A 15,141-nucleotide genomic window follows, 5' to 3' on the forward strand; every position below is an offset into this window, starting at 1 on the left:
TTCATTACTTTTTCTCCTGGTTAAATGTTGTTGAAGGTTCACGCAGCTGGATTTGAAACTTAGCGCGAAGAAAATACTTAGGATCTGCCTCTACTCGCTTGAGCCATTTATCGGCTAACTCTTGGCTACCCAAAATCTCATTGGCGTTGAGCGTCTCTTTAAGCATTAATTCCGCAGCCGTCTCTTCTTCTGCACCATCCCCCGTGCGCGGTTTATCGTCATCCAGTTCAAATGACTCTTCAGGGCCATCCGTCGTCCCCGCTTGGCTTTCACTGGTTCGGTTTACCTCTTCGACAATGCCATTGACCACTGCTAAGTTGTGCTGTACGTCAGGCTTTAAATTAGGGTCAAGGTCAGGCTTATCATTTAAACTTTTCAGCAAATCTCGTGCAGCCAGATACTCTCGTTGCCTAGCTAGAGCACTAGCCGCGTTGTATAAACCAAAATCACTGTCGACTTGTAAGAAGGCACTATGGGCAAGCTTAAACTCGCGTGCGTAGTAGTAAGCGACGCCTTTCCTAAGTGGATCCTCAAAGTGTTTCGCAGCTTCTAAATACTGTTGTTGGTTTAGCAATCGCTGCCCCTGTTGGTCTGGTGTCAGCCATAAATCCCACCACCATTGGGCAGTTTTATCCCAAGCCGATAATGTTTCCACTTCAGCAGGTCTGTCCGCCGTCAGATGAACCGTTTTTGCCATTGTATTTGGCGTATAAAAGGCACCTGTCGTAATAGCTCCGATTAGACACCACTGCACGAGCCAGCCTTTTCGGAACCAAAGTAACATGATCAAAGCAATAGGGAACAACAAGCCGTAACCCATGTCTTTCCAAGGCATTGAAGACTCACCATTGAGCTGCATATTGCGCTCAACCGCACTGTTAAGCGCTTTTATGTCAGAGCCATCTACCGTCACTTCAATCAAGCGACCACCCGTGGCTTTAGCCAACGTGTTCAATGAATCAAGGTCTACTGGGTTATTACTAACCATTTGGCTATTACCCGCTGCCAAAATCAACAATTGGTAACTGTTTTCATTAAAGAACTTTTCGTACGCCTTGATGGTAGTAGGGTTTACGCCATCAGAAACCAGCAACACAGTTGAACCCGGTTCACCAGACAATTGTTGCTGAACTAAAGGCAGTGCTTTCTCAGCAGCTTTACCATCAACAGGCATAATTTCAGGCGTGATTGCCGCCAAAAACGGCTCGAAAACTTTGCTATCTTGAGTCACCGGCATCGCAACATGAGCACTTCCTGCATACACTACTAAACCTGTATTACCGCCTTTACGCGCCGCCAATAAGTCTCGAATTTTTTGTTTCGAGCGCTCTAAGCGACTAGGAGGTAAATCCTTTTCTAGCATAGATTCGCTGTTATCAAGTACCACTAACATCGAGGCTTTATCTTCTCCAAATGGCGATGCTTCACGCTGCCACGTTGGACCGGAGCAAACAATGATCGCGATGGTCACTATCACCATCAGTAGCTTGAGCGGTAGCTGTTTACGCCACCCTGTCTCACCAATTGTTAGTGCATTGCGTAAATGCTCTGGAAGAATGTCTTTCCAGTTCGGTTTAGTCTCTTCACGCCAACGTAACCAGAGTAAGAAAAACATCGGCACAAATGCTAAGAGCCAAAGTGGGCGAATAAAATGAAACTGAGTAAAAAACTGTTGAATTGCGAGAGAATCAAACATCGCTCTCTCCTTTCGTTTCAGAGTTCAATAAACGCATCGTGCGTCGACGCCTTAACGTAGCTAGACTGAACGCCGTGAGATACATGACGACAACGACCGCCATCAGATAGTGGTGTAAGCCCTGCTTTGGTCGATATGTTGTACTTTCATATAACTGGGGCTCAAGTTGACCGATCTGTTCGTAGGCTGTACTGAGTTCATCACGGTTAAGCGCTTCAAAAGCCTCACCGCCAGATTCAGAGGCTATTCGATTGATGGTCTCCATATCCAAAGCAACTTCTCCGACAGTCTGAGGATCTCCCATCGCAATCACGTGGATACGAACCCCTTTCGCTTTAGCCACTTTTGCAGCATCAATTGGCTCTACAAAACTGCCCGTATCATTACCGTCCGTAAGAACAATCACGACTTTCTCACGCTCGATATCGTTTTGGGCTTGTTCGGCAGACATCTGCTTACCGCTCTGCTCAAACACTTTTATCGCTAAGCCAATCGCATCGCCCAAGTGAGTGCTCTGCCCGGCCATCGCCACATCTGTTTGATTTAAGAGCTCAAGCCATACATCTTGGTCGGCAGTGAAAGGAGTTTGTACAAAAGCAGCATCACCAAACAGGATTAACCCTAAGCGGTCGCCTTTTCTGGTTTTCGCAAAGTCCGCTAACACCTGTTTGGTTGCTTCCAAGCGTGAGATTTTCTTACCTTGCTTAGATGTGAAGTCTTGTTCTGCCATTGATCCAGATAAATCAACAACCACCATGACATCGCGACCTAATTGTTCACGTATTTGAGGTTCACCAAGAATGGTCGGTTTAGCCAAGGCACAAACAACCAAAACCCAAGTGATAATGAGAGTGGTGCGTTGCCACCAGCTTGGCGTCAATTGACTTGCCCCTTCAGAAGGTGCTTCCCCAATCGCTTCCACCAATTCGTGGAAGAACGGCACTTTAATGGCCATTTGTTTGGTGCGATATGCCGGCACCGCTAAGTAGACCAACAGAGGTAAAGGCAGTGCAACGAACCACAATGGATGTGCAAATTCAAAGCTAGAAGAGAAGAGATTAATCATTTGCTTGCCCCTCAACTGCTACTTGAACATCAGGCTTATGGAGTTTTAGCCACATCATAGAGGTTTGAATGACTTCCGAGCGCTGTTCAAAGGTCAAGCGTACCTTTGGATCAATGAGGCTTTGCATCCATAATCCTGAGATATCCTCAGCAAAGAATGCGTTGTTACTCTCTGTTTTCCCGTTGACAGGAAGGTGCGCATTCAAACGTTTCACATAAGCTTGTCCAAACAACTTTGCATTACTGCTGTCTAGATAACGGAGTACAACTTTAAGCACTTTAAAAGCCTGCTCAGGGGAGTTTATGTCTCTCGCATCCAATAACATCAATTCATTAAGTGCTTCTTTTCTATAGCGATTATTCCACCATCTTAGCGCCAAACGATAGGCCAGGTAGAGAGCCGCTAATAACAAGATAACGCCAAGGATCTTCCAACCGATGGTTTGTGGAGCCCAGCTAACACTATTAGGTATCGCCACATCGTGAAGTTCACGCAGGATATAAGTACTAGGAGGCGTATGTTCGACTGTCATTTAGCGCCCTCCCACTAACTTTTGTAACTGGGAGATATGATTGCCAGACGTGTCTAATTCGATATACGGAAGGTTTTTCATCGCCATTAATTTAGCTAGAGATTGTTTTTGAAGTGCCGCTTTCTGAGCCAGACTCTCGCTTGCAAGGTTGACCTTAGATTGGCTATCTAGGCTCAATTGAAAACGACCATCACCCACCACCCAGTTTGCACTAGCAAGATCTCTTGGCAGTGATCGCTCTAATGGGTCAGTGACCATGATGGCGAGAATATCGTTATGCTGTTGAAGTTGTTTCAAACGGTCTAGGTGATGCTCTTGGCAATCACGCCAATCGCTAATAAAGATTAACGTCGACTGTTTTAACCTCATTCGCTTAATCAATTCGATCCATTGAGTAAAACCGACTCCCTCATTGTCGCTTACATTCACCTCCAAGCTTTGATTGGCTTTAGCGAGGTGTTTGAGTTGGGATAGTAAATCAGACTGAGCACGTTGCGCTTTTGTGTGGAATAGCTTTTGGTGTGACGCCAAAACAAAACCGACGCGGTCTCCATCCTTAAGAACCCGCCAACCACACAATGCCGCCACTTCAGCGGCAACGACGGACTTCATGGTGTCTTGAGAGGCAAAAAACATTGAGCTGCGTTGGTCTACACAGATCATCACATTACGGTCTTTCTCTTCGGTATAGCTACGAACATGTGGTTTCCCGGTTCGCATGGTGACTTTCCAATCGAGGTTACGAATGTCATCACCGAGTTGGTAATGCCGTAACTCTTCAAAGTTCAAACCACGACCACGAAACAACGAATTGTGTCTTCCCGAAAGGACACTACCCGCTTTTAGGTGAGGCAACAGAGAAAACGACTCAGCTTGCGCCTGTATTCGCACTAACTTTGAGTAGTCACAGTACAGTCTTGGATCAAGGCCTTGCGATTTGGGAGCTTGTGTTGGCTTCGCCATGACGCCCCCTTATTATCCGATCTCTACGTTATCAAGTAGCTCTTCAACGACTCTCTGATGGTCGACCCCGTCAGCAAGCGCATCGTAAGACAGTGAGAATCGGTGCCCCAACACAGTTGGCAGCATTGCACGAACATCATCCAACGTGACGTGGTCACGCCCTTGTAGCCAAGCATAAGCGCGAGCACACTTATCTAGAGCGATAGAAGCACGTGGACTCGAACCAATTTCAATCCATTTAGACAGGTTAGATTCTGGGTAACGTTCCGGCTTTCGAGTTGCCATAACTAACGCCACGATATAGTTTTCAACTAAATCAGACACCGCGATTTCTGGAAGTTGGCGCCGTGCCTCAAGCACTAATTCAGGTTCAATATGTTGCGGAGTCACTAGCTCTGAACTGGTCTCATTGCCTAGCTCTTCGCTGCGAACCAAGCGAATGATGTCGCGCTCTGCTTCGTCTTCCGGGTAGTCGACCGTCACTTTCATAATGAAACGGTCCATTTGCGCTTCAGGTAGCGGGTATGTCCCTTCTTGCTCAACTGGGTTTTGAGTAGCGAGTACCATGAATAAATCAGGAAGGATGTGAGTTTGACCACCGACTGTGATCGTGCCCTCAGCCATCGCCTCAAGCAGTGCTGCTTGTACTTTAGCTGGCGCACGGTTTACTTCATCGGCTAGGACAATACTGTTGAAGATAGGCCCCGGTTGGAAGTGCAGTTGAGGTTTCCCGTCTAGCTCTTGATACACCTCTGTACCCGTCACATCTGATGGTAATAGGTCTGGTGTGAACTGGATTCGACCAAAACTGGTATTTAATAAGTTGGCAAGCGACTTTACTGAACGCGTTTTCGCTGTGCCAGGAAGCCCTTCTAAAAGCACATGCCCATTGGTCAATAACCCTATCACCAGAGCCCGAACGACGTGACTCTGTCCGATAACACTTTTTTCTGTTTGTTCAATCAGTTGGTTTATTGCTTGTTGCGCATGGTTCATAGGTCTTCCTTTATTCAAACTGGCTGCGTACATCCTACTCACAAGCTCGATAACTATTGGTTATAAACGCAATAAGTGGTTATGGCGTAAAACGTTACAACCACCATATCCAAGCTAACTTCATCGTTTTATTTGAGCCTAGCCTTCAATTGGTTAATGGCTTCTGGCGGCGCCACTTTGCTCAATGATGAGATACACTGTTCAAATGCTTTTGGCACACCCGGTATGTGGCTGTTTCGCGCCAACACTTCACACTGCGCATACAAATGTTGAGGGTTTCGGCTAAATTGATAAGCCTTGTGTAATGACTGGCTCGCCGCAAGTACATCTGACTTTTCCAATGCCAAGCCATACACATACCAATATTGCGGATCCGTCTGTGCAGTTTCAGCCGCTTGTTTTAGATAACGCGTAGCTTGGTCGTAGTCTTTTACCCTTAGCAAAGCTAAACCTGCACTGTATGGCAACACACTCGATTTTGGTTGCGCCTGAATGCCTTGCTTCAAGGTAACAAGAGCTTTAGATTCATCACCTAGTGCCCGGTAGAGGTCAGCCAGATTGGCGTAGCTGTTCTCGAAATATGGCTCGATTTCGATAGCGCCTAAGTAGTATTCAATGGCTTGTTCGTGCTTCCCTAAATCTCGGTAAACATTACCCAGATTGGTTCTTCCAAAACCTCTGTCACCATTAAAGTGCTGAATCTCAATGTACTCTTCCAATGCAGACTTGATTTGGTCTTTCTGTAGCGGATTCATTTCTCCCCAATAACGGACTAGCGCGCCTGCTGTTTCTGAACGAATAGACAATACTGGATCAGTAAGCAGTGGTTCTAGAATCTGCCAGCGGTCGGTAAACGGGAAACCAGATGAACCTTGCACCACACCCAAACGGATCATCTCATCGTCGTGTTTTACTGCCCTTGCTAATGAAATGAGAGTGTTCTTACCCGTGTTACCAGACAAGCGCTCCAAGCTTGATGCTCGAATAATATTACTTAAGCTAGAATCCTGAGCCGAATACGCCAGTGCATCTTCCGCGCCTCTGTGCCCTATTGAGTCCGCGTAAAAAGCCACAGCAAAATGCTGTTGGTTTCGATATTTAGAATCAGGGAACCATTGACCAATTTGCTTATCGGCCCATTGATCGGTTTTGTCTTCATGGCAACTGGTACACACGTTCGGCGTTTTAATATGTTGGCTAATATCTGGACGCGGCACATGCCAGCTATGGTCACGTCTCGGATCGACCTCCATATACGTCGTTTCAGGCATGTGACAAGTGGTACATTTTGAAGCTTCTGTGTTTGCCTGGTGGAAAGTGTGTTTTTCTGGTGTGTATTCGGATGCAATATGGCACTGACTACATACCGCTTCTTCCGCAATTTTCAGCTCTGCGGTATGGGGATCGTGACAGTTCGTGCAAGTGACGCCTTTCTCAGCCATCGCTGACTGTAGGAATGAACCGTAAACATAGTCTTCATCATAGATTTGACCATCGTGATGATAGAGTTCCGGGCTAATTAAGCTCAAACGGTATTTATCAAAAAATGAGCCATTGACGTGATCCGCCGTCTCATTCAGTTGTGTGCGTCGGCTATGGCACTGAGCACAGGTTTGAACTTGGTTGGTATGAATGATGTCTTTCGGTTGAAGGGTGGAATTGCCCTCTTGGTAAACCCACTCTTTGACCGACTTAGACAAATCACGATCAAAACCATAATGCGCCGTGAGTTGAGCGCTTTTACCACCATTGGCTTTAGCAGAATGAACAGCTTGCTTTGCTTGTTCAACGTGCTCACTTGCAGGGCCATGACACGCCTCACAACCCACATTGATTTCAGACCAAGTTGTACTGTAGGTGTTGCTTGCCATGTCGTAGTTCTTTTCTAGGTTTGTTGAATGGCAATCAGCACACATGAAATTCCAATTTTGGCCGCTATTGGTCCAATAAAATTCATCGGTGTTGGTTGTATCTGGATAGAGGTGAAACCAGCGCTGTCCTCCCTCACTCTCGGTGCGAGAGTCCCAAGCAAAAGGAATGAGCTGAACACGACCGTCTTCAAACTCAACCATATATTGCTGAAGTGGTTCAAAAGCAAAGGTATAACTGATTTTGTAATCTTTGAATTGACCATCTGGCCCTTCAATGTTGACCCAGAACTCATCACCTTTGCGATAAAAACGATTTGGCTTACCTTGATGCGTGATGGTTTGGTTATCAAAATTACCTAAAACGGAATCATCTGTGGCGTGCTTCATCGCCATGTCATGATGAGAGTCCTGCCAAGCTTCGACTTCTGCGCTGTGGCAATCAATACAAGCCTCTGAGCCTATGTACGTGGCTGACGAACCGCTTTCCGTAGATTTAGACACGGCTTTAGTAGCTTTATCACTGACAGGCGACGCTTGTTCACTCGCGCAAACATTGAAGCTCAATATCGTGATAATCGCGGATAATACTGCAACTCGCTGGCGTTTCAATCCGTTCACTAGTGAGCACAACAATGCAGACATAACATTCCTTGTTTTATACATCCTTATGCTTAATAAGGTAGACGCAAAACCAACTAATTTACAATTATTTAGTGACCATGAGCTCGATTGTTGTGATTCATATTCAGGACATGTGGCTGCTCACGACTGCACCCATAAAAAAGAGCTCCGAAGAGCTCTTTTCATCCAGTTAGTATATCCAAGTAGTCGATTACTTGTTATGAGACTCCTGAAGCTTCTCCATAACCTGATCTAAACTAAAGCTCGCCGCTTTTTGACGTGGTGGATATTCAGCGAATGTTTCTAGGAACTTGCCAACATAGGCTTGTGCTGGAACGAACATGTACGCGTGGTCAAGCAACCAGTCGTAGTATGTATTCGATGTGATATCAGCATTTTCGTACGGGTCCATTCTAAGGTTAAACAACTTAGGAAGACGCAAGGTCACAAACGGTTCAGCCCAAATTTGCATAGTCCCCGTAGCTCGTTGCTCCATGAATACCGCTTTCCATTGGTTATAACGAAGCGCCGCTAAATCACCATCATCTGTGAAGTAGAAGATTTCGTGGCGACGACCTTTTTCTTCTTCACCTGTTAGGTAAGGGAGGAAGTTGTAACCATCTAGGTGAAGCTTAAAGGTTTTATCACCCGCGGTATGTCCTTTGAGTAGCTTCTCTTTGATCTGATCATCACCCGCTGCAGCAAGGAATGTTGGCATCCAGTCCATGTGATGCATGATTTCGTTAGAGACAGTTCCAGGTTCAATTTTTCCCGGCCAACGAACCATGGCTGGCACACGGTATGCCCCTTCCCAGTTGGTGTTTTTCTCACCACGGAACGGGGTTGTACCTGCATCAGGCCAAGAGTTCATGTGTGGACCATTATCCGTAGAGTAGAAAACAATGGTGTTGTCTTTGATGCCTAAATCATCCACTTGTTTTAGTAGCTGACCAACATGTCTATCGTGCTCAACCATACCATCAGCATAGTTACTAATGCCTGTTACACCTTTACTGTCTGGCTGAACGTGTGTTCTAAAGTGCATACGCGTGGCGTTCCACCAAACAAAGAATGGTTTGTCGGCTTTCACCGCGCGATCCATAAAGTCGAGTGCCGCGTCTAGTGTTTCTTCATCTACCGTTTCCATACGCTTACGCGTTAAAGGACCAGTATCTTCGATCTTACCGTCAGCGAATGACTTGATAACGCCACGTGGTCCAAACTTCTTACGAAACTCTGGGTCTTTAGGGTAATCTTCATTCTCTGGTTCTTCCTCAGCATTTAGATGGTAAAGGTTGCCAAAAAATTCATCAAACCCGTGTGCTGTTGGAAGGAATTCATCTTTATCGCCCAAGTGGTTTTTACCAAATTGGCCTGTCATGTAACCCATAGGCTTGAGCAGTTCTGCAATCGTAGCATCTTCTGCTTGAAGACCAATATCCGCACCGGGCAAACCTACTTTACTTAAGCCTGTTCGTAATACACTTTGGCCAGTAATGAACGTAGAGCGACCTGCGGTACACGACTGCTCTGCGTAGTAATCGGTAAACATCATGCCTTCTTTAGCGATGCTATCAATATTCGGAGTTTGATAGCCCATTAAGCCAAAGGTGTAAGCACTAACATTAGATTGACCAATGTCATCACCCCAAATGACGAGAATATTTGGTTTTTCGGCCGCGAATGTGGTGGTAGAAGCCGCCATCATCGCTGTACCCAAAATCGCTAATCGACGCTTGACGCCATATTTCGCTGTCATAGAAACCTCTTCGTAAGTTATTTGCATCCTGCCCTACAACGTATAGTCCATTTTTTGCACATGCGCGAGATTCGGTAAGCTATTAATCTTTTTGTCATTTTTATTGAGACACGGATACAAAACTTACTGGTTTGATTTGCATCGACAAACTTGATAGGGATCACACATGTAAACTAAGGGCTTATTAGAAGTATCAAGTTAAACCCCTATTAATCAACAACTTAACCCCACATCATAACGATTGGTTATAAGCACTATAAAAGGACGGAACCCGGTTTTGGGAATAACATTTGTCCATCGATGTGTTGTTCTAACGCATTAATCTTAAAAGTGAATCGGAGTCCTTATGGGTACTAAAATTAATAAACTAGCATTAGGTGTTGGCTTATTAGCAGCTTCTTCAGCAGCGACAGCAGCAGAAAAACCAAATATTCTTGCTATCTGGGGTGATGACATTGGTGTATTCAACATCAGTGCATATAACAACGGAATGATGGGTTACGAAACACCTAACATCGACCGTATTGCTAACGAAGGCGCACTATTTACTGACCACTACGGTCAACAATCGTGTACAGCTGGTCGTGCTGCATTCCTAACAGGTCAAGAACCTTTCCGTACAGGTCTACTTACCATTGGTATGCCAGGTTCTGATCACGGTATCCCAGACTGGGCTCCAACTATCGCAGACCTTCTTAAAGAACAGGGCTACATGACAGCTCAGTTCGGTAAGAACCACATGGGTGACCAAGACAAACACCTTCCTACAAACCACGGTTTTGATGAGTTCTTCGGTAACCTTTACCACCTGAATGCAGAAGAAGAGCCAGAGACATACTACTACCCTAAAGATCCTGAGTTCCGTAAGAACTTCGGTCCACGTGGTGTAATCAAGTCTACTGCTGACGGTAAGATCGAAGATACAGGTCCTATGACGCGTAAGCGTATGGAGCACGCAGATGAAGAGTTCCTAGAAGAATCTCTAGCGTTTATGGAAAAAGCAGTGAAAGCTGACAAACCATTCTTTATCTGGCACAACACAACACGTATGCACGTGTGGACTCGTCTACAAGAAAAATACCAAGGTAAATCTGGTATCAGCATCTACGCTGACGGCATGCTAGAGCACGATGACCAAGTTGGTATCCTTCTAGACAAGCTTGATGAGCTTAAGATCGCAGACAACACAATCGTAATTTACTCTACCGATAACGGTGCAGAGACAGTATCTTGGCCTGATGGTGGTGCAACTTACTTCCACGGTGAGAAAGGTACAACTTACGAAGGTGGTATGCGTGTTCCTCAGCTAGTTCGCTGGCCTGGCACTATCAAACCGGGAACTAAGATCAACGACATCATGGGCCACCAAGATTGGATCCCTACTCTACTGGCAGCAGCTGGTGATGACAAAGTGGTTGAGAAGCTAGCGTCTGACAAAGGTGCAACTTACAACGGTAAAAACTGGCGTGTACACCTAGATGGTTACAACTTCCTACCTTACTTCCAAGGTAAAGAAGAGAAAGGCCCTCGTGACAGCCTGCTTTACTTCTCGGCAAATGCTGAATTGAACGCTGTTCGTTGGAACGACTTCAAGATTTCATTTGCTGTAATGGACGGTAACATTGTTGATGCAGTTCGTTTCCAACCAAACTGGCCTCAAGTTGTTCACCTACGTGCTGACCCATTCGAAAAAGCACCACACGAATCAGGCATGTACCTACGTTGGATGGCTGACAACATGTGGTTATTCGTACCAGTAGGCGGCAAAGTACAAGAGTTCATGAACACGCTACCTGACTACCCAATGCAGCAAAGCCAAGTGTTGAACCCAGGTAACTTCAACCAGAATGCATATATGCTTCAAGGCAAACTTAAGCAACTTGAAGCGGCAGCTGCTCAAGCTAAATAAACAAAACTGAATCATGTATTTTAAGTTGAACAACTAAATTAAATACATAATCAAATACAAAGCCGTGGTGACTCAAAGTAGTTTCCACGGCTTTTCTGTATCTACCCGCCAATGTTCCTATCCCTATTCCTTATCTTGCAACATTAGACTTATGAAACTAGATTTATAAAAGAACCCTTATAATTCACAAGGTAAATAAGGGGGTAATTCAGACGGATCCTGAATTGATTTAATGGATTAAATTTAGATGGAACTGATGCTATGAAGATATCCTACTTGGCTGGAATAAGCATAACTGTTATTTGTGTTTCGATCGCTATACTGGTTTATGATGGTGCATCTTCAAACTCTCACTCTTCCTTTGAGCGCAAAGACCATCACCCTGCTGATTCGTCTCATTCGGATTCACACGCAAGCGACACGCATAAAACCCGCCAACTCACGACATCTAATATCAAAGTCTTTCCAATTCCTAACGCCACTGAAATCGATCACGATCTGGCAAAAATTGGCTGGGTACTCTTCAAAGATCCAAATCTTTCCTCTAATCGCAGTGTCAGTTGCGAAACCTGCCACAGTCTTCAAACCAACGGTGCTGAATTGATTCCTGTATCAATAGGAGTAAATGGTGCCGGAATGCGTAACTCTCTTACCGTCTTCAACGCGGTTTTCAATTACCGATTCTTTTGGGACGGCAGGGTAAACAACCTATCAGATCAACTAGACGGACCAGTACATGATGTGGACGAAATGGACTCTAACTGGGCGCTCATTACCGATTATCTATCTAAGTCACCCAACTACATTGACCTATTTAAAAGCCAGCAAATGGCGATTGATACCGCCTCTGTAAAAGCCGCACTCATTGAGTTTATGCGCGGTTTAACCACCCCCGACTCCCCTTTTGATCGATATTTGCGTGGCGATACTGCTGCACTTTCCGCAGCTGAAAAACGTGGTTGGGAAACATTTCAAGAAGAAGGATGTATTCGCTGCCACCAAGGCACCAATATTGGTGGAGGCATGGTGATGCGCTTTGGTTACTTCGGATTATCAAAAACAGGCTCCGAGCGAAGTGAAGACCAAGGTCGCTTTATGTTTACTCAGCAACCACAAGACAAGCATCTATTTCGTGTCGCGAGCTTAAGAAACGTCGCAATTACGGCACCTTATTTCCATGATGGTCAGACCGAAACCCTAGAAGAGGCCATTAAAATAATGGGTGAAAGTCAGCTTGGTAAAACGTTTGAAGAACAAACAATCAGTGACATCAAGGTGTTTCTCGAGACACTCACTGGGCAACGTCCTCAAATACTAGTGGAGTTTGAAAATGAATAAGATCAGGCTCATCTTTTTGCTTTTTATCACGCTATTTATCGGCTTAATTAGCTTTATCATACTGACAAACTCGGAGCATGAGAGGGTTACCAAATATAGGGAACCTATTCGTGAACTAGGCCACGAAGTTTTAGAGATGCGTGATCATATTACCAATGCAGCACTTACTGGTACTTCCGACCCTTACCAAATGTCCGAAGATTTAGTGAGCCTAGAAAAAGAATTACAACAGCTAAGAGAGAGCTATCAAGGCAAGAATATCCACTCTGCGTTCTTTAAAGACTTACCGACAGCGCAATTATTGGAGCGTTTTTATAACGCCTCAATGTCGAATTTAGACACACTCGATAAACTAGTTGGTTTAAGCGTCGCTCGTCAGTTTATTCTGCAATCTTTAACTCAACAACTCACAAAGAGCAGTTCAACTCGCACCGCGGTGAGCAACGCAGATATCGAAATTCAAAGTGAGCTTCTTGCAAGCGTATTGGTTGGAGGAATCAGGCATCAGAATTCTGGTATCAACTCTGAGTTAGCGAACCTATATAAAACGTTTACTGAACTCAACCAACAACAGAGTCAGCTACTCTCACAAGTACTTTCAGCGCACAGTATGGAGTACATTGAACACATTGAGCATCGGTTTACTGACTTGCAAGACCAGCTTAAAGGCGTGATCGTTAAGCTTATTATCGTGCTAGCTTTTCTGACTTTAGTCTTTTCGTTCGCCATATTTATCTTGAGAGTTTTTGAATTAAAAAGGAATAACCTTTCTTATCAAGAGGCAGCAAACAGAGCACAAAAGGCCAGTGAGGCAAAATCACTGTTCCTCGCAACAATGAGTCACGAACTAAGAACCCCAATGAACGGCGTATTAGGTATTGCACAAATCATCAAAGAAGATTCTCAAAGTGCAGATACTCGGAAACAGGCACAAATCATCATCGACTCGGGGCAGCACCTTGTCACCATACTGAATGACATACTCGATTTTTCTAAAGTTGAGCAAGGAAAAATGGAGCTTGAACTCAGTCCGTTTTCTGTAACCGACGTCGTCACACACCTAGACAAAACGCTAACGCCGCTCGCCACCGACAAAGGGATATCTTTTGTTATTAAGGATAATATCCCAACCAATATTCAACTGATTGGCGACTCAGCACGAACGCGCCAAATCTTATTTAATCTAGCCGGAAATGCCGTCAAGTTTACCGAGTCAGGTAAAGTCGAAGTCGAGTTCGAGATCGGCCCTACTACACCACCATCGGTCAACATTATGGTCTCCGACACGGGGATAGGTATTGCTGAAGACAAGGTTGACCACATCTTCACAGCGTTCGAGCAAGCAGAGCTCTCTACAACGCGTAAGTTCGGCGGAACGGGTTTAGGGTTATCAATAGTCAAACAACTGGTTGAATTGATGGGAGGAACCATTGATGTCTTCAGCCAACTGAATGTCGGTACTCGGTTTACTATTTCCTTGCCATTAGAAATGCACGAACTAGCAAAACAAGCTACTGAACAAGCGTCCACCAGCATTAATAAAACGCTCAAAGACTTCACTGTGCTGCTCGTAGAGGACAATAAAATCAACGCCATGGTTATCAAGAAGTTCTGTGAGTCTATAAACATGACTGTTGAGAATGCCTATGACGGGCTGCAGGCACTCGATAAATTGGCTATAAACCAATATGACTTAATCATTATGGATAATCACATGCCGAACATGAGTGGTATCGAGGCGATTCAAAAGATCCGCAATGAACTTAAGTTAACCACGGTTATTTTTGCTTGTACTGCGGATGTATTTAAAGAGGCTCATGACGAGTTTCTTGTGTCAGGGGCGAACTTTGTCCTTACGAAACCATTGCAAAAAAACAGCTTACAAAATGCCATTAATGAGTTTCATCATCAGTTTGAGATAAACAGACACCAATCTGTTCATTCTCGCCAATCAACCGAAACGAGTAATAGCAATGTCACCATGCTGACACGCCCACCTAAGAACAAACTGCCTCTTACAGAAGAAGAAATATCTCGTAGCCCATTACTCGAAGGCGATAAGCTAGCAGGCAATGAAAAGCTGAAGTGTTTAAACAACTTAGTTGATGAATTAGAGAATGAAATTGATGAGCTAATCGCCCTCTTCTCGGATGATAAACCCGATGATTTATCGAGAACTTTAAAAGCCGTCATCACTATTGCATCTAAGCACGAGATGTATGAGGTACTTGAGCTCGCTATATCTGCAGCGCAAACCACAGAGCAGCACATCATGCCTGAAGCCGAACTGCTGCAACAGCTCATCAATCGACTAATGGTAAACAGCCATCAAGCAACACGCTTAATACACAAACTCAACCAACAACGTAAAACTGGTTAACTGGGGTGTC

10 protein-coding genes are annotated in these 15,141 nt (G+C 44.9%); 3 read left to right on the forward strand and 7 right to left on the reverse strand.

What is annotated here, in order from left to right; genetic code table 11:
* Positions 1-4 precede the first annotated feature (4 nt).
* The 7 genes from OH460_RS03645 to OH460_RS03675 form a co-directional block, all read right to left on the reverse strand.
* A complete protein-coding gene (locus tag OH460_RS03645) occupies positions 5-1,696 on the reverse strand; it encodes a VWA domain-containing protein (protein WP_269995150.1) in 1,692 nt (563 codons plus the stop codon).
* Positions 1,689-2,762 carry a vWA domain-containing protein gene (locus OH460_RS03650; RefSeq protein WP_269995151.1) on the reverse strand — a complete coding sequence of 358 codons (1,074 nt, stop codon included), beginning with the start codon at positions 2,760-2,762 and terminating at the stop codon, positions 1,689-1,691. The genes OH460_RS03645 and OH460_RS03650 overlap by 8 nt, the downstream gene beginning before the upstream one ends.
* On the reverse strand, positions 2,755-3,294 hold the full coding sequence (locus OH460_RS03655) for a DUF4381 domain-containing protein (RefSeq protein ID WP_269995153.1): 540 nt from the start codon (positions 3,292-3,294) through the stop codon (positions 2,755-2,757). The genes OH460_RS03650 and OH460_RS03655 overlap by 8 nt, the downstream gene beginning before the upstream one ends.
* The gene (locus OH460_RS03660; RefSeq protein ID WP_116870733.1) at positions 3,295-4,257 is read right to left on the reverse strand and encodes a DUF58 domain-containing protein; all 963 of its coding nucleotides are present in this window, start codon (positions 4,255-4,257) and stop codon (positions 3,295-3,297) included. It abuts the gene before it with no gap.
* Positions 4,258-4,269: 12 nt separating this feature from the next.
* Positions 4,270-5,253, reverse strand: a complete 984-nt coding sequence (locus tag OH460_RS03665; RefSeq protein ID WP_008217013.1) for an AAA family ATPase — start codon at positions 5,251-5,253, stop codon at positions 4,270-4,272.
* A gap of 128 nt (positions 5,254-5,381) precedes the next feature.
* Positions 5,382-7,766, reverse strand: a complete 2,385-nt coding sequence (locus tag OH460_RS03670) for a multiheme c-type cytochrome (protein WP_269995157.1) — start codon at positions 7,764-7,766, stop codon at positions 5,382-5,384.
* Positions 7,767-7,956: 190 nt separating this feature from the next.
* Entirely contained in the window at positions 7,957-9,504 is a 1,548-nt protein-coding gene (locus OH460_RS03675) for an arylsulfatase (RefSeq protein ID WP_061031049.1), read from the reverse strand.
* Positions 9,505-9,850: 346 nt separating this feature from the next.
* Between OH460_RS03675 and OH460_RS03680 the strand changes: the two genes are divergently transcribed.
* The 3 genes from OH460_RS03680 (at position 9,851) to OH460_RS03690 (ending at position 15,131) form a co-directional block, all read left to right on the forward strand.
* Positions 9,851-11,413 carry an arylsulfatase gene (locus OH460_RS03680; protein ID WP_269995160.1) on the forward strand — a complete coding sequence of 521 codons (1,563 nt, stop codon included), beginning with the start codon at positions 9,851-9,853 and terminating at the stop codon, positions 11,411-11,413.
* Between the two features lie 261 nt (positions 11,414-11,674).
* Positions 11,675-12,751, forward strand: a complete 1,077-nt coding sequence (locus OH460_RS03685; protein WP_269995162.1) for a cytochrome-c peroxidase — start codon at positions 11,675-11,677, stop codon at positions 12,749-12,751.
* The gene (locus tag OH460_RS03690) at positions 12,744-15,131 is read left to right on the forward strand and encodes an ATP-binding protein (RefSeq protein ID WP_269995164.1); all 2,388 of its coding nucleotides are present in this window, start codon (positions 12,744-12,746) and stop codon (positions 15,129-15,131) included. Before OH460_RS03685 ends, OH460_RS03690 begins: the two co-directional genes overlap by 8 nt.
* Positions 15,132-15,141 lie beyond the last annotated feature (10 nt).

Origin of the sequence: Vibrio sp. Makdt, from assembly GCF_027587015.1 — a bacterium.
Taxonomy (GTDB): Bacteria; Pseudomonadota; Gammaproteobacteria; order Enterobacterales; family Vibrionaceae; genus Vibrio; species Vibrio chagasii_B.

What these genes read in the sequence shown, in the direction of transcription:
- OH460_RS03645 (WP_269995150.1), bottom strand. Translation starts at nt 1,696, where the DNA reads ATGTTTGATTCTCTCGCAATTCAACAGTTTTTTACTCAGTTTCATTTT.
- OH460_RS03650 (WP_269995151.1), bottom strand. Translation starts at nt 2,762, where the DNA reads ATGATTAATCTCTTCTCTTCTAGCTTTGAATTTGCACATCCATTGTGG.
- OH460_RS03655 (WP_269995153.1), bottom strand. Translation starts at nt 3,294, where the DNA reads ATGACAGTCGAACATACGCCTCCTAGTACTTATATCCTGCGTGAACTT.
- OH460_RS03660 (WP_116870733.1), bottom strand. Translation starts at nt 4,257, where the DNA reads ATGGCGAAGCCAACACAAGCTCCCAAATCGCAAGGCCTTGATCCAAGA.
- OH460_RS03665 (WP_008217013.1), bottom strand. Translation starts at nt 5,253, where the DNA reads ATGAACCATGCGCAACAAGCAATAAACCAACTGATTGAACAAACAGAA.
- OH460_RS03670 (WP_269995157.1), bottom strand. Translation starts at nt 7,766, where the DNA reads ATGTCTGCATTGTTGTGCTCACTAGTGAACGGATTGAAACGCCAGCGA.
- OH460_RS03675 (WP_061031049.1), bottom strand. Translation starts at nt 9,504, where the DNA reads ATGACAGCGAAATATGGCGTCAAGCGTCGATTAGCGATTTTGGGTACA.
- OH460_RS03680 (WP_269995160.1), top strand. Translation starts at nt 9,851, where the DNA reads ATGGGTACTAAAATTAATAAACTAGCATTAGGTGTTGGCTTATTAGCA.
- OH460_RS03685 (WP_269995162.1), top strand. Translation starts at nt 11,675, where the DNA reads ATGAAGATATCCTACTTGGCTGGAATAAGCATAACTGTTATTTGTGTT.
- OH460_RS03690 (WP_269995164.1), top strand. Translation starts at nt 12,744, where the DNA reads ATGAATAAGATCAGGCTCATCTTTTTGCTTTTTATCACGCTATTTATC.